Origin of the sequence: Nitrospira sp. (genome assembly GCA_035968315.1) — a bacterium.
In the GTDB taxonomy this organism is placed as follows: domain Bacteria; phylum Nitrospirota; class Nitrospiria; order Nitrospirales; family Nitrospiraceae; genus Nitrospira_D.
The window spans coordinates 215542-235869 of the sequence record JAVYIN010000003.1 but is presented as its reverse complement, the minus strand read 5'-3'; the positions used below and the strand labels follow the sequence as shown (position 1 = coordinate 235869).

Annotated in this window: 15 protein-coding genes; 14 read left to right on the top strand and 1 reads right to left on the bottom strand. The window is 58.6% G+C overall.

The annotated features are described in order from the left end of the window. Positions 1 to 183: 183 nt before the first annotated feature. From RI101_03050 to RI101_02985, 14 genes are all read left to right on the top strand, one after another. The gene (locus RI101_03050; GenBank protein ID MEC4889017.1) at positions 184 to 306 is read left to right on the top strand and encodes a hypothetical protein; all 123 of its coding nucleotides are present in this window, start codon (positions 184 to 186) and stop codon (positions 304 to 306) included. A gap of 66 nt (positions 307 to 372) precedes the next feature. After that, the gene (locus RI101_03045) at positions 373 to 2286 is read left to right on the top strand and encodes a cytochrome ubiquinol oxidase subunit I (GenBank protein MEC4889016.1); all 1914 of its coding nucleotides are present in this window, start codon (positions 373 to 375) and stop codon (positions 2284 to 2286) included. Positions 2287 to 2364: 78 nt separating this feature from the next. Next, positions 2365 to 3675, top strand: coding sequence for a nitric oxide reductase (locus RI101_03040; protein ID MEC4889015.1), 1311 nt, complete (start codon positions 2365 to 2367; stop codon positions 3673 to 3675). Positions 3676 to 3714: 39 nt separating this feature from the next. Continuing rightward, entirely contained in the window at positions 3715 to 4752 is a 1038-nt protein-coding gene (locus RI101_03035; protein ID MEC4889014.1) for a cytochrome c, read from the top strand. 50 nt (positions 4753 to 4802) lie between these two features. Next, a complete protein-coding gene (locus tag RI101_03030) occupies positions 4803 to 6581 on the top strand; it encodes a c-type cytochrome (protein ID MEC4889013.1) in 1779 nt (592 codons plus the stop codon). A gap of 83 nt (positions 6582 to 6664) precedes the next feature. Then, positions 6665 to 7288: a molybdenum cofactor guanylyltransferase gene (locus RI101_03025; GenBank protein ID MEC4889012.1), complete on the top strand. Its 624-nt coding sequence runs from the start codon at positions 6665 to 6667 to the stop codon at positions 7286 to 7288. Next, positions 7288 to 8301 (top strand): glycosyltransferase family 9 protein, encoded by a 1014-nt coding sequence (locus RI101_03020; protein ID MEC4889011.1) that lies wholly within the window; start codon positions 7288 to 7290, stop codon positions 8299 to 8301. The genes RI101_03025 and RI101_03020 overlap by 1 nt, the downstream gene beginning before the upstream one ends. 83 nt (positions 8302 to 8384) lie before the next feature. Further along, complete coding sequence (argS, locus tag RI101_03015) at positions 8385 to 10139, top strand: arginine--tRNA ligase (GenBank protein MEC4889010.1); 1755 nt, start codon at positions 8385 to 8387, stop codon at positions 10137 to 10139. Further along, positions 10136 to 11302 carry a tRNA guanosine(34) transglycosylase Tgt gene (tgt, locus tag RI101_03010; GenBank protein ID MEC4889009.1) on the top strand — a complete coding sequence of 389 codons (1167 nt, stop codon included), beginning with the start codon at positions 10136 to 10138 and terminating at the stop codon, positions 11300 to 11302. The genes argS and tgt overlap by 4 nt, the downstream gene beginning before the upstream one ends. Positions 11303 to 11328: 26 nt before the next feature. After that, entirely contained in the window at positions 11329 to 11661 is a 333-nt protein-coding gene (gene yajC / locus RI101_03005; GenBank protein ID MEC4889008.1) for a preprotein translocase subunit YajC, read from the top strand. A gap of 32 nt (positions 11662 to 11693) precedes the next feature. Further along, on the top strand, positions 11694 to 13337 hold the full coding sequence (gene secD, locus RI101_03000) for a protein translocase subunit SecD (protein MEC4889007.1): 1644 nt from the start codon (positions 11694 to 11696) through the stop codon (positions 13335 to 13337). A gap of 99 nt (positions 13338 to 13436) precedes the next feature. Beyond that, on the top strand, positions 13437 to 14354 hold the full coding sequence (secF, locus tag RI101_02995) for a protein translocase subunit SecF (protein ID MEC4889006.1): 918 nt from the start codon (positions 13437 to 13439) through the stop codon (positions 14352 to 14354). A gap of 79 nt (positions 14355 to 14433) precedes the next feature. After that, positions 14434 to 17613 (top strand): PAS domain S-box protein, encoded by a 3180-nt coding sequence (locus RI101_02990; GenBank protein ID MEC4889005.1) that lies wholly within the window; start codon positions 14434 to 14436, stop codon positions 17611 to 17613. Next, positions 17610 to 19058, top strand: a complete 1449-nt coding sequence (locus RI101_02985) for a sigma-54 dependent transcriptional regulator (protein ID MEC4889004.1) — start codon at positions 17610 to 17612, stop codon at positions 19056 to 19058. Before RI101_02990 ends, RI101_02985 begins: the two co-directional genes overlap by 4 nt. Positions 19059 to 19174: 116 nt before the next feature. Here RI101_02985 and RI101_02980 read toward each other — a convergent pair whose 3' ends face one another. Next, the gene (locus RI101_02980; protein MEC4889003.1) at positions 19175 to 20275 is read right to left on the bottom strand and encodes a WD40 repeat domain-containing protein; all 1101 of its coding nucleotides are present in this window, start codon (positions 20273 to 20275) and stop codon (positions 19175 to 19177) included. Between the last annotated feature and the right edge of the window lie 53 nt (positions 20276 to 20328).

Below are 20328 nucleotides of genomic sequence, written 5' to 3'. Positions count from 1 at the left end.
GATGGCGACAGCACCAGCTGACAGCGATTTGATGGTTAAGGTCGGGAAGATGATTTTCTACATCACGTGCGCCGTGGGCATGTGGTTCTTTTATTGGTTCGCCGGCATTCAGTGCCCTTGCTAATACGGTATTCAGCGCGATGATGGTAACGGTGTAGCACTCATTTTGAGGGAGGCAGCGAGATGGGGCAGACAATTTTCTACGCGATAGTTTCAGTGGCGATTTGTGTGGCGTACTTTTTGGCGGTTGACCATTTCCTGATGGACGCGCAGGGGTTGGATTTCTGGTACATGTTCAGGAAGTAGTCTGGCCTGGCAGGGTTGTTTGAAGATTGGTTCATCATATTTTGGAGTGCATCAAGGAGGTTTGCCATGGGTTTTTTAACCCGTAAGAAGATGATGTCGATCATGGCGCTGGGCGCGATGGTCGGCCTCCTCCTGCTTCCGATCGCCGTATCGTTGCCCTCACTGACTTCCGGTGGGGTGGCGTTTGCGGAAGAGGGGAAGAAGGAAGAGGCGAAGGTTGAGAAGGGGCGTGACGTCTATTACAAGACGGAGGGTATCGTTGTTGGCGCCCCTGCTCCGGTGACGACGGATGGCCCGAAGGATTATCCGCGGTATAACTTTGAGAGCCGCGTCCTGCTGTGGTTTGCGAATCAGCAGCACCTCTATTACGGCAGCTTCGTGCTGGCCGTGCCGATCTTCTGTATGGTCGTCGAATTTATGGGGGTGGTGACGAAGGATAAGGCTCTTGCGAAGCGGTACGATCAGCTCGCCTACGACTTTATTAAGATCAGTCTGACGGCCTACTCGCTGACCGCTGTGCTCGGCGGTATTCTTATCTTTACGTTCTTGACTCTCTATCCTGCCTTCTTCGGGTATCTGTCCAGCATCTTCCGTCCGGTTATGCACATCTATGCATTGATGTTCGTGGCTGAGAGCGGGACCCTCTACATCTATTATTATGGCTGGGACAAGATGAAGGAAGGGTTCCTCAAGTGGATCCACTTGAGCATGTCGGTCATTCTGAACATCATCGGCACCTTGCTCATGTTCTTGGCGAATTCGTGGATCGGTTTCATGATGTCGCCGGCCGGTGTTGACGAGCAGGGACGGTATCTGGGGAATATCTGGCACGTGCTGCACACCGCATTGTGGAATCCGCTCAATCTCCACCGCATTCTCGGAAATATGGCGTTCGGTGGCGGTGTCGTCGCGGCCTATGCGGCATACAAGTTCCTTGCGTCGAAGACCGACGAAGACCGCGCCCATTACGACTGGATGGGCTATATCGCGATGGCGCTCGGTGTCGCGTTCTTGATCCCGTTGCCATTCGCTGGCTACTGGCTCATGCGCGAAGTGTATGCCTATCGGCAGCAGATGGGTATTACGCTCATGGGTGGATTGCTTGCCTGGCTCTTTATCATTCAGGCAACCATGATCGGGATTCTGTTTTTGAGCACGAACTACTACCTCTGGCAGGCCATGGGCCGGATGCGTGGCGCGGAAAAATATCAGCGCTACATCAAGTATCTGGTCTTTATTCTCGCTTGCGGATATCTCGTATTTATCACGCCGCACACCATGGTTATGACTCCTGCGGAGTTGAAGGCCATGGGTGGACAGCAGCACCCGGTGTTGGGTAACTATGGAGTTATGTCGGCCAAGAACGGCGGCATCAACGTCATTATTACCACCACGGTGTTGAGTTTCGTGTGGTACATGCGGGGTAATAAGGTTTCAACTGTGTCTTGGGCGAAATTCGGAAACATCTTCATGGGATGTTTCTTCTTCTTTGCCTACATCAATATTGTCGGTCTCGCTATCTACGGGTATTACATTCCGGCGAACGTTCGCGTAGGTTTGTCTGTCCCGCAGGTGGCGACGACGCTCTCATGTCTCTTCTTCATGTTCGCGCTCAATAGCGTCATGATGAAGGGGGCCAAGCAGACAGGGGCGATTGAGTGGGGCAAGATTTCTGCCCGTTCGCAATATGCTCTGATCATGCTGGCGACCGCCTTTACCTGGATGATGGGCTTGATGGGCTACATCCGCTCATCGGTCAGACTCTTCTGGCACGTGAATGAAATTATGCGCGACAATTCACCCTGGGCCTATACCCATACGGTCGGATTTGCCGCGAACATGATTTCGTTCAACGTGTTGTTCTTCTGGATTAGCATTCTCTTTGTGTTCTGGCTTGGCAGCTTGGCCGCTAAGAAGGCACCGGTCGAAGCAAAGGCAGCGGTTCCCGGTAGTGCGCCGCAGCCGGCAGGTAGCCACTAACTATTATTGAGCAACTTGCTTGTGGAGGAGGGGCCAGTAGCGCCCTTCTTCCCCAGGTAGGCGCAGGAGGTCAAAACCGTGGGCGATTTGATTAAACAGGCACTTGATATGGGGTGGCCAGCGCTCGCACTGCTGGCTGGCCTTTTAGTGTACTTTCAGGTTTCTATCAGCGATCCTGCTGCCAAGAAGCGGGCCACGTTCAAGACGTTTATCGGCATGCTCGCAACGCTGATGTTGTTCATGGCGATCGCGAACTACAAAGAGAATTTCTACGGCGAGAATCGTCTCTTGCCGGTGTCTCTTGTCATGGTGACGGCGACAACCTTCATGCTGGCGATCTACTTCACCAATCTTGGGGCGCTTTTGAAGATTGGTGGGTTGATGTTCTTCGTGGCGGCCTTTCTTTCCGGTTATGGAAATTGGTTGCCGCAGGTTGAAGGCGGATTTCCTCCGAAGGTTGAGAAGCTCGAGTACAGCGGTATGACTCCTCAGCAATTGGCTGACGAGGGTGAAAAGATTATTTTCGGCGGCGTGGGGAAGAACAAGGAGCAGGGCGCAATCGGAAAAGGTCAGTGCCCATTGTGTCATGCGTTCCATGCAGGCATGCTCGGAGAGCGTGCGCCGAACTTGCAGGGGTTGCCTGAACGCGCCGGTAAAGAACGTCTGGAAGATCCGAAGTATTCAAAGGGGCATCCCGAGAAGCGTGAATATGCTCAGAAGGAAGCCTTCCCTGGATCAGGGACGGCTGAAAATGGACAGGAATACATCGCAGAGTCCCATGCGTGTCCGAATTGCTACGTGGTGGCTGGATACGGTGTGAAGGGTACGAACGACAAGGAAAGCCCAATGCCGTCAATCCACAAGCCGCCGATTTCACTTAGCTTGGATGAATTGGCAGCGGTTGATACCTGGCTCTATCTTCGCGAAGGACGTGACGCTCCGTCATTCGATGAAATCGTGAAGTCATACGAAAAGTTTATCCCTGAAGCGGATCGGCCTAAGAAGAGCGAAGAAAAGGCTGGCCCTCCGAGCGCGTTGATGGCTGATGGTACTGAGCCTGTGGATCAAATTTTTGCCAAGGCCCAGTGCGTATCGTGCCATACGATTCCTGGTATTCCTGGTGCGAACGGAACAATTGGCCCGAAGCTTGTCGAAGGGACCAACGCACCGACTCGCATCAAGGACAAGGATTACAAAGGGACCGCGAAGACGACTCCGGACTATATTATGGAGTCGATCGTCAATCCGAGTGCCTATGTCGTGAAGCCGTTCCCGGATAACACAATGCCTAAGGTGTTCGGGCAGAAGCTCAGTGCCGGAGCGCTTAAGAAGATCGTGGATTACCTCTCGCAGGTGTATGAGGGGAAAGAGCCTCCGAAGATTTCGTAAAACTGAGTGGCGAACTTTTAGACTAAAGGGAGTGAACCCATGAAAGCATTGATGTCAGTCGGTGCACTGATTGGAGCAATCGGATTGCTCCTCTTGGTGGGGATGATCCTCGACGTCGTCCCGTCGAACACCGTGCGCTTAGTCGAAGGCTACATGCCGATGCAGATGCTCTTCGAAGTAGCCTGCTTTGTGGCAGGATTTACCGGATTGAGCTATCTCTTGAGCTCGATGGGCATGGCTCTTCCGCGATTCTGGCAGGGAATCAGTTTTTGGGCCTTTGTCCTGCTGTACCTCAAGTTCCGCGTGTATCCGCCCATCCCGTTCAGCGTGCGCGCCATGTATGGCACCGTGTCGCTTGTGGCGGTGTTCATGTGGGTGTCCGCCAATGAAGAGGATTGGAAGAAGTTCAAGCAGCCGATCATGAACGTGCTTGATGCGCAGTCGGGAGCAAATAAGATGCTCCGCTATGCGTATCTGATTCTTATCCCGGTCTTGATTGGATGGACCTCGTTCAATTCAATGAAGCCGAAGTCCGAAGAGCCGATCGAGTTGCGCACAGTGCACCCGGCTCCTCCTGCCAGCACGAAAGTGCATGGGAAGACCTATACACTGCAGACGTCACAGAATCCCTATCGTGTGAACCCTGAGGGCAAGTTCGATCAGGAATACAGCAACAAGCTGATCGTCGAACAGGGCATGGGGCGATTGATGGCCCCTAACGCCAATCCATGGGATGAAAAGAACGAAGGGTATCTGAAGTATGTGCGGGAGGGCGGAGAGATTTTCTTCCAAAACTGCCACTTCTGCCACGGCGACAATTTGAATGGCCGTGGATTGCACGCATTTGCCTTCAACCCGATTCCCGCGAACTTTACCGATCCGGGAACAATCGCCCAGCTTCAGGAGACGTTCATTTTCTGGCGCGTCGCCAAGGGTGGCATCGGGTTGCCGAACGAAGGGTTCCCCTGGGCCTCTGTGATGCCGCCATGGGAGCAGCATTTGACCGTGGATGAAATTTGGAAAGTCATTCTTTTCGAATATTGGCACACGGGTTACTACCCCAGAACCTGGGACTAATCGTCCAGCGGTATTACGGATAACCCATGGATTATGAGATGAGGGAAAACATGATGAATACGTCGAAGGGCAGAACAGCAGGGATCCTCCTTGCCTCGGCCTTTGGTCTGGCATTGTTTTCTGCCGGTCCTTTGGTTCAGCTGGCATCGGCAGAGGATGTTCCGCAAGGTTTCAAAAAGGGCGAATTGGCGCCTGAGCCGCCTGCCGATATGATTGAGGCGGGCAAGCGGGTCTACTTTACCAAGTGCGTGTGGTGCCATGGCGTGGAAGGCGCTGGCGATGGTCCCGGTGCGGATCGTCTCTGGCCGCGTCCCCGCAACTTCAATCAGGGAACATTCAAGATCCGGCACACCGCCAGCGGTGAATTGCCCTTGTTTGACGCCAAGAAGCCGATCCCTGGGCAAAACGACCTCTATGAAACGGTCACACATGGCTTGCCAGGATCGGCTATGCCCTCGTGGGAAGGTATCTTGACCGAAGAGCAGCGCCTCCAGGTGCTCGCGTTCGTCACCACACAATTGGTGAAGGATCGGAAGTTCACGGATAAGCAGTCTGAAACCCAGACGATCTTGCAGCTTGCGGATTTGAAGCCCAAAGAGGCGACGGACGAAAGCCGCAAGAGAGGGTCTGAGCTCATCGTTGAAAAGAAGTGCGTGGAATGCCACGGCATGGAAGGCCGCGGAGATGGAAACGCCTTCAATCTGAAGGATGACTGGGGCTTCTCGATTCAGCCGGCCAACTGGCACAAGTGCTGGAACTTTAGAGGCAGCCGCCAGGATCCGTATAATGTGAAAAACATTTTCCGCACCTTCTCGACGGGTGTGAACGGGACGCCGATGCCGTCGTTTGCGGATAGCACCAGCGTCGATGACCGTTGGGACATTGCCAATTTCGTCAACTCGCTCTGTGAGCGGGATGCGCTTGGCCAGCCGCTCCCTATCGATCCGTTGACGGATAAGCCGAAAATTAACTTCGTTGTTCCGTCCTATGTGGTTGAAGGCGAGATCCCTGCCGATATGGAAAATGAAGCCTGGCAGAAGACCCCCAAGCGCTATGTGGCGATGGGCGGCCAGATCACGCACAAGCCCCGTAACTTCGTCAATCGTATCGACGATATCTGGGTGCGGTCGCTCTATAACGACAAGCATGTCGTGTATTTGCTTGAGTGGGATGACCGGACCAAGAGCGTGGCCGAAGGGAAGTTGCCCTGGGCTCCGACCGAAGTGAACCTCGACATCAAGGAGCAGGATCCCAAGACCGGTGAAGAAGGGTCCATTGCGGCTCATCAGAACAACTACACGGTCTATAACGATGCCATCGCCATCGAGACGCCTGTGAAGTGGCAGGAGCTTCCGGCTCCGATTAAGCCCCGGTATCTCTTCGGAAGCAATGAGCAGTTCCCTGTCGATATCGTGAAGTGGGAAGCTGATGGATCCATCCGGGCCTTCAAGGGTACCGGTTGGGACAAGGACTTCGAAGAGCGTGACAGCTATGAAGAGAACCTGAAGGTTCTGAAGTCTGAGTGGAAGAATGGCCGCTGGTACGTCATGATTCAACGTCCGCTTGGCAACAAGAAGGATCAGGATTATGACGAAGACACGCTGTTCGAGATGGGGAAGTACATCCCGACCGTGTTCTTTGCCTGGGACGGTCATAACGGGGATGCAGGACGGAAGATGGCCGTGTCGGCCTTCTATTACACCTTCTTGCAGCCTCCGATTCCTCAGGAAGTCTATATCTATCCGTTCGTGATTGCCGGTGGTATCGTGATCCTGGAAGCCTGGGTCCTGACCCGCCGTGCAAACAAGCGGAAAGGCAAGACTCTCTAATCTCTGATTGGGAGTGAGGGTTGTTTCTAGCGAAGGGGGTGGGGTAACCCACCCCCTTCGTGCTTTTTGAGGGCTGGGAGAATATGAGGCTTCAACGAGATGCAACGGGAGTCATCCTGGCCGGTGGGAAGAGCCGGCGAATGGGTGAAGACAAACGCTTTTTGAAGGTCGGAGAGGCTACTCTGCTGGAGCGGTCTATCCATGTGATGTCCCGGGTTTTCTCAGAAGTATTGGTCATCATCGCACAAGACAGCCCCGCGTTAGATGTGCCCGGTTGCGTAGTCCATCGTGATCTGATTCCTGATTGCGGCAGTCTCGGGGGGCTCTATACAGGGCTGGTGCAAGCGTCTCGTGGCCGGATCTTTGTCGTGGCCTGCGATATGCCGTTTGTGAACCCGGATATGATTGGGTGGTTTCTTGCCCGCGACCAAGAGGCGGATATCGTGATAGCGCAGCTGGAAACCGGTTTGCAGCCACTGCATGCGGTCTACGGAAAGCGTACCCTTCCTTATCTCAAGCAGCGGGCTGAGGCGCGGCAGCTGAAGATTCAGACGGTGGCCTCAGAGCCGTCGTTGCGCGTGAGAATTGTCTTGCCCTCAGAGTGGAGGGACCTGGATCCCGAGTCGCGCTCCTTTCAGAACGTCAATTCACCGGCCGATCTGCAAGCCGCAAGGGCTGCAATTTCAGGGATTCATCCTTCCTTGTGATGGCAAGCGACCTGTGCAGCGTCCTCGTCATTCACCCGGGCGGATTGGGTGATGTGCTCCTTGCTGTTCCAGCCTTGCAGGCGATTCGGTCTCATTATCCAACACAGGAATTAGTCCTGCTTGCCGGTACGGAAGTGGGGCATCTCTTACAGCAATGCGGGGTTGTCGATCGAATTCTGCCAATGGAAGCAGGCCACCTGGCCACGCTGTTCATCGGCCCCCAACAGCTATCGCCATCGATACACAATATTGCCAAGCGTTGTGAGCTGGCTATTGGGTGGTTGAAAGATTCCGATGGTTCCCTTCTTGGAACATTGCGGGAGGCGGGGATTCCCCGCGTGATTGTAGAAGCTCCGATGAGCGGGACCCGCCGTCATCAAAGCGAGCGGTTTCTCGCGTCAGTGGAGAAGGTGATCGGAACGGGCCACGAAGGATCTGTCCGTCTCACTTTGCCCGAGTCATTGCTTCAAGCGGCTATCACTGAGTTGAAAAAGACCGGTCTCGGAGAGGGAGTGGCCTATGTTGTGTGCCATCCGGGGAGCGGGAGTCCGCATAAATGTGTGAGGGCCGACCGGTGGCTCGATATTCTTTCCGGTTGTCGAGCACGGGGCCTTGCGCCAGTTATTGTGGCCGGGCCGGCAGATGAGCAAGCGGTGCAGGCGCTAGGCGAAGAAGGGCTGAAGGACATTCCTGTCCTGCGGCCGAAAAATCTGACAGCGCTCTCGGGAATCCTAGCGCAAGCCAAGGGGTATATCGGCCATGATTCCGGTGTGACGCATCTCTCAGCCTTACTCGGGGTCCCGACCGTGGCGATGTTTGGCCCCACTGATCCGCAGCAGTGGGCTCCCCGAGGGGCTCATGTCTCGGTGGCCACCGGCGCGGCCTGCTCTTGCAGTGGGTGGTCTGCGGTGCAGACCTGTCGTGAGAAGGCCTGTCTTCAAGTGCCGGTGATAGGGGTGCTGCATGGGCTGGACAATCTTCTTGCTCGCTACCGCCAGGTAACAAATTCCTGACCCCTCACCTTGTCACCTCCTATGCCGTATGCTACAGTGCCGAATTGTTTTTCTCTTTCTTCTCTAAGTACTTAGGAGATTTTGTGACGCAAGGGTTCGTGCAGGAACAGGTTGTCAACGCACTTCACGGTGCGTTGTCCGATGCCAAGGCGAAAGGCCAACTGAAGATCGAGTCTTGGCCGGCCCTGACGTTGGATGCACCCAAGCGTCCTGAGTGGGGTGATCTGGCGACGACGGTTGCGATGGCATTGGCGGCATCCGAGAAGCGTGCGCCTCATGACATTGCGCAGATCATTGCCGATAATCTATCCGCCCGCGATCAACTGTTCGAGCGAGTCGAGATCGTGCGGCCGGGATTTCTCAATCTTACCGTCAAACGGGCCGTCTGGCTGGAAGTGCTTCGAGAGATCGAACGACAGGGCGCAGCCTTCGGGACCTCGACGCTGGGAGTCGGGAAGCGCGTGTTGGTTGAATATGTCAGTGCCAATCCCACCGGCCCGCTGCATGTGGGGCATGGCCGCGGGGCCGCCGTGGGGCAGGCGCTCGCGCGGCTCCTGAAAGCGGTGGGATACGACGTCGTCAGCGAATATTACATCAACGACGCGGGCCGGCAGATGAAGCTGCTCGGCGCATCGGTATTCGCCCGTGTGCAGGAACTTGCGGGGAAGACCGTGACGTTTCCCGAAGAGGGGTACCATGGCGAGTATATTCGCGAGGTCGCCGCACGGATTCACCAGTCCGAAGGCGCGCGCCTGGCGGAACTCGCTCCGGCTGAGGCGGAACAGCGCTGCCGCGATTTGGCCTATCAGGCCCTGCTGCAGCTTATTCGGGAGGACCTCGCGGCCTTAGGGATCGAGTTTGAGTCCTGGTTCAGCGAAGCGTCGTTGCTCGCATCCGGCGCCGTGGAGCGGGCCTTTGCCGATCTGAAACAACAGGATTTGCTGTTCGAGAACGAAGGGGCGCTCTGGTTCCGGTCATCGAAATTTGGCGACGAGAAAGACCGGGTCGTGCGCAAGCAGGACGGCGAGTGTACCTATCTCGCCTCCGACATCGCCTATCATCGCGACAAGCTGCAGCGGGGATACGATCTGCTTATCGATGTGTGGGGCGCCGATCATCACGGGTACATCCCGCGCATGCAGGCTGTCATGCAGGCGTACGGACATCCGAAGGAGCGTCTTCAAGTCGTGCTCGTGCAGCTGGTCAGGCTGCTGCGGGGCGGCGAAGAAGTAAAAATGTCGAAGCGCTCCGGCGAATTCATCACCATGCGTGAAGTGCTGGACGAAGTCGGCGCCGATGCGGCCAAGTTTTTCTTCCTCATGCGCGACTCGAAGACGCATTTGGATTTCGATCTCGAATTGGCCAAGCAACGGTCGGCGGATAACCCCGTCTATTATGTGCAATATGCGCATGCTCGAATATCGAGCCTGGGGCGCGTGGCGGCGGCGCGCGGCATCCTGTGCCCATCGGCTGCCGAAGCCGATCTGACGGTGCTGACCGATCCCGATGAGCTTGGGCTGATCCGCAAGTTGTCGGCCTATCCCGAAGTGTTGGGCGCGAGCGCCGCGGCCTTCGAACCGCACCGTCTGACCTACTATTTGCAGCAACTGGCGGCCCTGCTCCACACCTTCTATAACAAGCATCGGATTCTTCCGCCGGCGGCGGATCAGGAGCCTCAGGAGAGTCCAGAGGCTCCCGTGGCGGAAGAGATTTCGCCGAAGGTTACGGTGGCGAGGCTGGTCTTGATGCGGGCGGTGCAGCAGGTCATCAAGAACGGATTAGGGGTGCTGGGGCTCTCCGCGCCGGACCAGATGTCGCAACAGGCGAGTACGGCATGATTCAGTTTACGCTCAGGCAGCAGGACCGGCAGACGAAGGCACGGCTCGGCCAGCTGCGCACGGCGCGGGGCGTGATCGACACGCCTGCGTTCATGCCGGTAGGGTCGTTGGGCCCGGTCAAGGGGCTGGAGCCGGACGATTTGCAGAACCTGGGTTTTCGGCTGATGCTCAACAATGCCTATCATTTGTACCTCCGGCCCGGGCACAAAGTGGTCGCGGAATTGGGCGGACTGCATGCCTTCACCGGATGGCCCGGCGCGATTCTGACGGACAGCGGCGGGTTTCAAATCTTCAGTCTCGCGAAACTGTGCAAGATCACCGATGACGGCGTGACATTCCAGTCGCATATCGACGGCTCGACGCATTTCATCACGCCGGAAACCGCGATCGAGATCGAAGAGGCGCTCGGCGCCGATATCATCATGGCGTTCGATCAATGTGTGGCCTTGCCGGCCTCGCGCGAGGCGATTCAAGAGGGCGTGCGCCGGACCACCGAATGGGCCAAGCGCTGCCAAGGGAGCCGCCGGCGGGCCGATCAATCCCTCTTCGGCATCGTGCAAGGCGGCCTGGAAGCAGATTTAAGACGGCGCTCGGCGCAGGAGCTGGTCGCGCTCGACTTTGAAGGGTATGCCATCGGCGGGCTGTCAGTCGGGGAGAGCAAGGCGGATATGTATGCCATGCTGGACGTCACGGCGCCCGAACTGCCGGAGACCAAGCCACGGTATCTCATGGGGGTCGGCCTGCCCGAAGATCTGATCGAAGGCGTGGCGCGCGGCGTCGATTTGTTCGATTGCGTGGTGCCGTCCCGGCATGGCCGGACCGGCTGGCTGTTCACCGGCTTTGGCCGGGTGTCGATCAAGCAGGCGCAGTATACGCGCGATGAACGGCCCATCGATCCCGATTGCGGATGCCCGGTTTGCAAACGGTACTCGCGGGCCTATTTGCATCACTTGTTCAACGTGAAAGAAATGCTGGGATCGAGGCTGAATACCATCCATAACCTCTGGTATTTTGCGGATCTCATGCAGCGGATTCGGTCGTCGATCGAGCGCGGGACGTTTCTCGCGTTGCGCGACGAGTTTTACCGGGCGCGCGCCGAGGTGGCGCCGGCTGGAGACGCGCGGGAGAGCGCTGACGATGACCGCCGGACCGGGCTGGATTAAGACCCGAGCAAAAGGAGTGCAGCGACATGGTGATGGCGTCAGTAGCATGGGCGCAGGGGCTTGGCGGCGGCGGAGGGTCCAATTCGGGGACCTTGCTGTCGCTGGTGCCGTTCGTCCTGATTTTTGTCATTTTTTATTTCCTGCTCATTTTGCCGCAGCAGAAGCGGCAGAAGGCGCAGAAGGCGATGCTGGATGATTTGAAAAAGGGCGACAAGATCATCACGGCGTCCGGCATTTGGGGCACGATCACGAATCTCGGGAAGGAGACCGTGACGCTGCAGGTGGCCGACAACACGAAGATCAAGATTCAAAAAGAGCATATTGCCAAGTTGCGCGCGGATGACGACGACAAAGAGTAGCTGAGTCCAAGACAAGAGAGGGTGGCGGGGACATGAAAAAAGTGAGCGGGCGGTTTGCGGTACTCGCGTTGGTGGTGGTGCTGTCGGTCGTGTTTTTCTTGCCGTCATACAAGCCGCTCTATCAGGCGTTGCCTGATTGGGCGCGCAAGGTGTTGCCGGACAAGGGCATTACGCTGGGGCTGGATCTCCAGGGCGGCATTCACATGGTGATGGAGGTCGATGAGGATCGCGCGGTGGAAATTGCCGTCGATCGGTCCGTCAATTCCCTCCAAGACGTGCTGGTCGATAAGAAGATTCCGGCTGAATCGGTCAAGCGGACGGCGCCGCAGCAGGTCACCATTCAGTTTGCCAACGGGGAACTGAAGGCGCAGGTGCAGAAGCTGCTTGAGGACTACCCGACGTTCTTCGAGGTCGAGGCGGCTGGTTCGGCCAATATGGTCGTCTGGGAGCTGCGCGACACCGAAATCAAGCGCATCAAGGATTCCGCGATCAATCAGGCCCTGGAAACCATCCGGAACCGCATCGATCAGTTCGGCGTGTCGGAACCGCTGGTCCAGCGTCAGGGGCTCAAGCAGATCGTCGTGCAATTGCCGGGCGTCAAAGAGCCGAAGCGGGCGAAGGATCTCATCAAGGAAACCGCCTTGCTCGAGTTCAAGATGCTCGACGAAGACAACCAGATGAAGATGGATTTCCCGGCCCGTATCCCGAAGGAAAAAGAGGCCGAGACCGTCAGGCAGTTCGAGGCCAAAATCCCCGAGGGCGATCAGATCCTTTTCGAGCGGGTGTTTGAGAAAGAGACCGGACGGGAGTTCCGGGTTCCCTATCTCGTGAAGAAGCGGGTCATGCTGACCGGCGATGTGTTGAGCGATGCCCGCGTGTCGATCGGCCAGTTCAACGATCCCTACGTGTCCATTACGTTCGACGGAAAAGGCGGACGTGAATTCGAGCGCATTACCGGCGAGAACGTGAAGAAGCGGATGGCCGTGGTGCTCGACAATACGATCTATTCCGCTCCAGTGATTCAAGAGCGCATCACCGGCGGACGGGCGCAGATCACCGGCACCTTCAGCACGCAGGAGGCCAGCGACCTGGCGATCGTCCTGCGCGCGGGCGCGCTGCCGGCGCCGCTCAAAATCATTCAAGACCTGACGGTCGGCCCGTCGCTCGGCCAGGATTCCATCGACAAGGGCGTGCAATCGACGCTCTTTGCCGGCGCCATGGTCGTGGTCTTCATGATCGTCTATTACCGCCTGTCCGGCGCGATCGCGGATTTCGCCCTGGTGCTGAATCTCGTGTGTCTGCTGGGGGCGCTGTCGGCGTTGAATGCCACGCTCACCTTGCCGGGCATCGCCGGTATTGTGTTGACGATCGGCATGGGGGTCGATTCCAACGTGCTGATTTTTGAACGCATTCGTGAAGAGTTGCGCCAGGGCAAAGGGGTCCGCCTGGCAGTGGACGGCGGGTACAACAAGGCCTTGCTGACGATCATCGACTCGCACGTCACGACGCTGATCACGGGGGTCGCCTTGTTCCTGTTCGGCACGGGTCCGATCAAGGGATTTGCCGTCACCCTGTGTCTGGGCATTGCCATTAACCTGTTTACGGCCTTGGTGGGCACGAAGGTCATCTTCGATGTCCTCAACCAGCGGCCTAAAGTCGAGACTCTCAGCATCTAAACGAGAAAGGGCTTGAGGCATGAGGCGAGAGGCAAGGTCGGAGAAAACGTGTCACCTAGCCTCTAGCCCCGCGCCCCTTGCCAGCAGAGGAGTGTATTCATGTTAGAGATCCTGGGGAAAACCAATTTTGATTTCATGGGGAAGCGCAAGATCGCGTTTCTCTTTTCCGGCATCATGGTGTTGCTGGGGCTGGTCGCGGTCGTGCAGATCAGCCGAGGCGCAGCCAATCTCGGCATCGATTTCGCCGGCGGCACTGCCGTGCAGCTCAAGTTCGAGCAGCCCATTCGGATCGACGAAGCGCGCCGCGCGCTGGATGCGAACGGGGTGAACAATGCCGAACTGCAAGAGTTCGGGCAGGAGAACAAGCTGCTGGTCCGTGTGAAAGCCTCCACAACCATCGAAGAAAAGACCGCCGAACGGGTGATGGCCGTGTTTACGAAAGACTTCCCGACCAACAAGTTCGTCGTCGATGCCTCGACTGAGATCGGGCCGACGATCGGGAAGAAGCTGCAGGAAGATGCGCTGATCGCCGTGGTCATCTCGTTCATCGGGATTATTCTGTACATTGCGATGCGTTTCGAGCTGCGGTTCGGCGTGGCGGCGGCGCTGGCGACGTTCCACGACGTGCTGGCGGTCCTGGGGGCGTTTTATGTTCTGGATAAAGAAATTACGCTCTTGGTCGTGACGGCCCTCCTGACCTTGGCCGGGTATTCGCTGACCGACACCGTGGTCGTGTTCGACCGGATTCGTGAAAACCTCCGCCTGCGCCGGCGGGAGTCGGAAGAGGCTACGATCAACGGCGCGGTGAATCAGGTGTTGAGCCGCACGATTGTCACCAGCTTGACTGTCGTGCTGGTGTTGATCCCCTTGACGCTGGCGGGCGGCGAAGTGCTGCACGATTTCTCGCTGGCGCTGTTGTGGGGCGTGATTTTCGGGACCTATTCGTCGGTGTTTGTCGCCAGCCCGCTGCTGTTGCTCTGGCCTGGCGCGGCTGGACGCATGATGAAGCGGGGTTAGCACGGCACGTTCCGGGGCGCCCCGCCGTGACGGCGGGGCGCCCCAGTTACATCATCGCGCGCCCGGATGGGCACACTTCATGGCATTCTGGAGTCGGTCTCACAGTCTCCAGCATAAGATCATCACGGCCATCGTGATGGTCGGTCTGCTCCCCCTTGGCCTCTCCCTGTTCCTGAGCTATCTCGAAGAGCGGCGCGCGCTGCGCGAAACCATCGGCGGCAGCTTCAAGGAAGTGGCGGTCGAAGCCTCGCGCCGCATCGAGATGCACGTCACGCGCGGGATCAACGAGGCGCAGCAGCTCGCCACCACGCCCTTTCTCCGCACCGCCGTCACGGAATCGAATCGCACCTACGAGGGCAAGGACGACCGCGCCGTCGAGGAGATCATCAAGGATTGGCAGCAGCGATGGCGGCAGCGCGACAAGCGGAGCGAGTTCCCGCTGTTCATCAACCGCATCGTCACGAACTATCTCATCCGCTGGCACGACATCCGCAAATCGGACTATGTGGGGATTCTCGTCACGGATGCGCGCGGCGCGCTGGTGGTGAGTTCCATTCCCCAGGTTGAGTATTACTACGGCAAAACGCCCTGGTGGGCGGCGGTCGTGAAGTCGCAAGTCCCCAATCCCTACGTGAGCGACATCGCCTTCGATCCGGCCTTTGGCACCCACGTTGTGGTGGTGGCGGTGCCGATTCTGGAGGATGGCAAGCGCGGGGTCATCGGTGCCGTGACGATTTTGCTTCGCCGGGACACCTTGTTTCACTCCATTTCCGAAGTGGCCATCGGAGCGACCGGCCATGCCATGCTCTTCAGCACCGACGGGGCGCCGCTCATCTGCCCGATCCTTTCTCCGGAAGAGCATACGGTGAATCCGGACCTGATCCGGACGATCACTCAGGACAAGCCGGGCTGGGCGCTGACGCAGGACGACTCCCATGGCAGCCGGGACGCGCTGATCGGATTTTCCCCCGTGCGGTTCAGCGAGGCGCTCGCGCCGGGCAGCATGGGCGGCACACAGTGGGTGACGGTCGTGCGGCAGGACCCGGAGGAGACCTACGCGCCGCTGGGCCGCCTGGTCGGCAAGACTCTGCTCTATGGCGTCTTGGTGTTTGCGGTGTTGTGGGGAACGGGGCTGATCGTCGCCAGGCGGATCGCCCGTCCGATCAAGGCCTTGCACGACGGGGTGCAGGAAATCGGCAGCGGCCGGCTTGATCAGCAATTGCAGATCAAGACCGGGGACGAGATTGAGGATTTGGCGGACGCGTTCAACCGCATGGCGGGGAATCTCCAACTGTCCTTCGCGCAGATCGAAGCCCGCATGGGGGACGTGCGCCGGCTGGAGGAAAAGTATCGCGACCTGATCGAGCACTCGCCGGAAATGATTTATCAGCTGGATCGGACGGGCCGCTTCGTCCATATGAATCAGACAGGCCTGGAGAAGCTGGGCTATACGCTCGACGAGATGCTGGCGATGCGGCTGTGGGAACTGGTGCCGGAGAACCAGGGCGGGCAGGTGCTCAGTTATCTTGAGCGCCTGATGTCGAAGGGGCGCAACACGATTGAAACGGTGTTTCTCGCCAAGGACGGACGCTCCATCGATGTGGAGATCCATGCCACGGCGCTGTTCGATCAGGAAAGCGGCGGGGTCGTGCATACGCGCGCCTTTGTCCGCGATGTCACCGAGCGGCATCAACTGGAGCGGCAGCTGCAACAGTACACCAACAAGCTGGAAGTGGCGGTGTCCGAGCGGACCGAACAACTGGTGGCCTCCCAGGCGCGCTATAAGGCCCTCTTCGACCTGGTGGCCGATTCGGTCTTTATGGTGAATCAACAGGGTACTGTGGTGGCCGTGAACAAGCGGGAGGAGCAGGCGCTCGGCTATTCCGAATCGTCGGTCGTCGGGCGGAGCATTTTCGAGGTGGTGCTGCCCGCGTTCCATGAAGGCGTCCGCGCGCTGCTGTTGGAATTGGCGGGCGGGCAACGGCAGGTGCCCACGCATGAAATCGCCGTCCGCAATGCGGCCGGCGTCGAGATGCCGGTCGAGATGGATTTGATTCGCGTCGGATCCGACGAGGCGCCGCTGGCCATGGTGCAGCTGCGCGACATCACCGACCGCAAGCGGATGGAGCGGCAGCTCCAGTCGTACCGCGAAGAACTGGAAGTGAAAGTGCGGGAGCGCACGAAGGAAATCGAAGAGACCAAACAGTACCTGGAAAATCTGCTCGAAAACGCCAACGATGTCATCTATACCCTGGACAACGAGCAGCGCTTCACGTACGTCAACAGCAAGATCGAGGCCTGGGGGTACCGGAAAGAGGATTTGCTCGGCCGGCCCTATCTGTCGCTCTTGTCGAAGCGCCATCGGGGTCGCCGCCTCAAGAGCACGCTCGATATCGGCGCGAAACAGGTCTATGAAGTGGAGGTCGTCACCCGCACGGGAGAGGCCCGGTCGGTGATGGTGAGCGTCTCTCCGCTGCATGGGGTGGATGGCGAGATCCTGGGCGTGCTCGGCATTGCGCGGGATATGACGGAGACGAAGAAGCTGGAGCAGCAGATCAGGAATTCGGAGAAGCTGGCGTCGGTGGGCAAGCTGGCGGCCGGCGTGGCGCACGAAATCAACAACCCGCTCGGGGGCATCCTGAACTGCCTGTACAACCTCGGGAAGGGGACGATTCCCCCGGCCCGGCGCGAGGAGTATCTCGCGTCGATGGAAGACGGGCTGCGGCGTGTTCAGAAAATCGTCCGCCAGCTGCTCGATTTCTCGCAGCAGCATCAGCCGGAGTTCGCGCTGGCCGAGATCAATGCCGTGATCGAGCGGGTGCTCGTGCTGACCAACCATCTGTTTGCCCCCAACCGGATTACGCTCGAAACGGCGCTGGGAACGGGCCTGCCGAGCGTGATGATCGACCGGCATATGATCGAGCAAGTGCTGATGAATCTCATTTTGAATGCCGTGCAGGCGATGAAGGAGGGCGGCGTGCTCTCGATCAGGACCTGGGTGGAAGAGGGAATTTGCATGGTGGAGATCCGCGATACGGGGTCCGGGATTCCGGCCTCGGTGCTGCCGAAAATTTTCGATCCGTTCTTTACGACGAAGGGCCAGGGCGAGGGGACGGGACTGGGCCTTTCGGTCAGTCTTGGCATTGTGGAACGGCATGGCGGTAAGATTCTGGTGGAGAGCGAGGTCGGGAAGGGCACGGTCTTTACCCTCTGCCTGCCGGTGTCGCGCGAACGGGAGCCGATGGAGCGGGTATCATGATGCCGATGACCATTCTGATCGTCGATGACGAACCCTTGATGCGCCTGTCCATCGTGGACGCCCTTGAAGCGGTGGGGCATGAGGTGAGCGCGGCGGCGACCGGCACCGAGGGGATCGAGCAGGTGCGGCAGCGCGGGTTCGATCTTGTGATCACGGACCTCCGGCTCCCCGGCGCCGACGGGCTGGCGGTGCTCAAGGCCGCGAAGGAGGCCAGCGCGCAGACGGAAGTGGTGATGATTACCGCGCACGGGTCCGTCGAAACGGCCGTGGGCGCCATGAAGCTGGGGGCGTTCGATTACATTACCAAGCCCTTCAATATGGACGAGCTGCTGTTGATCGTGGAGCGGGTGGGGACGGTGGTGGCGCTGCGCAAAGAGAACCAGGATCTCAAGGCCACCCTGGAGAATAAATTCAGTTTCGGCGGGATTCTCGGCGCGAATACGAAAATGCGCGCGGTGCTGGAGAAGATCAAGATGGTCGCCGCGACGGATTCTACGGTGCTGATCCTCGGCGAGAGCGGCACGGGAAAAGAGCTGGCCGCCAACGCCGTGCATCAGAACAGCCCGCGCCGCGACTATCCGCTGATCAAAGTGAGCTGTGCCGCGCTGCCGGAAACCCTGTTGGAGGCGGAACTGTTCGGCCATGAAAAGGGCGCCTTCACGGGCGCGTTGCGCCAGCGGCGCGGACGGTTCGAAATGGCCAATCGCGGGACGCTGTTCCTCGATGAAATCGGGGAGATCTCCCCCATTGTGCAGGTCAAGCTCCTGAGAGTGCTCCAAGAGCGGAAGTTCGAGCGGGTCGGCAGCAATCAAACCATCGATGTGGATGTGCGGCTCGTGTGCGCGACACAGAAAGACTTGCGGAAGGAAGTCGCGGCGGGCCGCTTCCGTGACGATCTCTTCTACCGCCTGAACGTCGTCCAAGTGGTGGTGCCCCCGTTGCGTGAGCGGCAGGAAGATATCGCGGTAATCGCCGATCATGTGCTGCAGACCTGTTCGGAAAAGATGAACAAGAAACTGCGGGGCTTTTCCCAGCCGGCGCGGGAGCTGCTGTTGCGCTATTCCTATCCGGGGAATGTCCGAGAGCTGGAAAACATGGTCGAGCGGGCGGTGGCACTGGGGCGCGACCGGGAGCCGATTCAACCGGCCGATCTGTGCGGGTTTCAAACCTGTCCGTACTTGGGCGGCGAGCCGCAAGAGTCCTGCGGGTTCTGCCACGAAGGGCTCAGTGGCGGTGGGAAGAAGAAAGACGTGCCGTTGACGGCCCTTTCGACTGCGCGGGAGGGGTTTGAGAAAGAGTACATCCTCTCCGTGCTGGAGCGGGTGGAAGGCAGCAGGACGACCGCGTCGAAAATCCTCGGTCTCTCCCGCAAAGCGCTCTGGGAGAAGTGCAAACGCTACGGCATCCCCTCCGCCCATAGTGAAGGCGAGGAGGACGAGGGCTAGGCGGTGCTCCCTGCTTTCTTGGTGGATATTTTTTGCGACCGGGGGTAATGCCGAGGGGTGCGAGGGGAGTCGGCGCGCCCTGTGCCCGGTGCGGCACAGGACGCGCGTGAGGTTGCTTACTCTGCCGGTTCCGCTCCGCCTTCCCACAGCTTGATGGTGCGATCCCAGGAGGCGGTGGCGAGGCGTTTCCCGTCTGGTGAAAAGACAACTTGCCGGACGCCGCCGGTGTGGCCCTTCACGGTTTTGAAGTGGCGGCCAGCGGCGATATCCCAGAACTTGATGGTGTTGTCGTCACTGGCGCTGACCAGGACTTTCCCGTCCGGCGAGACAGCTAAAGATCTCACCCAGCCGGTGTGCCCGGTCAGGCATTTGGTCTCGACGACTTTCGGCATCTCGAAGAACTTGATGGTTTTGTCGCGGCTCCCGGTGATGAGGGTCTTCCCGTCCGGGGTATAGATCATGGCGCCGATCCAGTAATCCATCGGTTTTTGGAATCCGCCGTCGTCTTCGATGAAGTAGCCGCGCGTTTCCGTGGAATCTTCGTTGTCGCGCTGCCAATGGCCGTCGTGCAGGACTTTCTCTTCCCCGCTGGGCAGCACTTCCCACACTTTGATCTTTCCGATGTCGGTGCCGCTGGCCAGGTGGATGCCGTCCGGCGAGAAGGCGACGCATACGGACCAATGGTGGTCGTACTGGTCTTTGCCCAGCAGGGTCATCAGTTCGGTGCCGGTGGTGACTTCCCAGATTTTGATGTCTTTGTTGTGGCTGCCGCGCGCGAGCATGAGGCCGTCGGGCGACAGGGAGAGGCTGCATACGTTGTGGTCGTAGCGGGTAAAGAGCAATTTCGTCGGTTCGCCGGTTTTGGGATTCCACAAGCGGATGGTCCGGTCTTCGCTCGCGGTCGCGATGGTTTGGCCGTCCGGGGTATAGACGATGGCGCGGATGTCATTGGTATGGCCGCGGAGCGAGCGCAGGAGCCGGCCGGTTTCGATGTCCCACATGCGGACGAGGCGTTCGGCGCCGCCGCTGGCGAGCGTCAATCCGTCGGGCGAGAAAGCGACGGCCCAGACGCCGTGCGAATGGCCGCGAAAGGTTTTGATCTCGCGGCAATCGGTTTTCCAGTACTCCAGAAAATCGATCGGCGCGGTGGGCGCCGTGGTTGGCTGCGTTCCCTGGGCGGCGTTTGGCATCGGCGGGGTCATCGTGTGTTCAGGCATAGGGTCTCCAGTCACCGGGGACACGCTCATGGTCCCCCTTGATTGCAAATCGG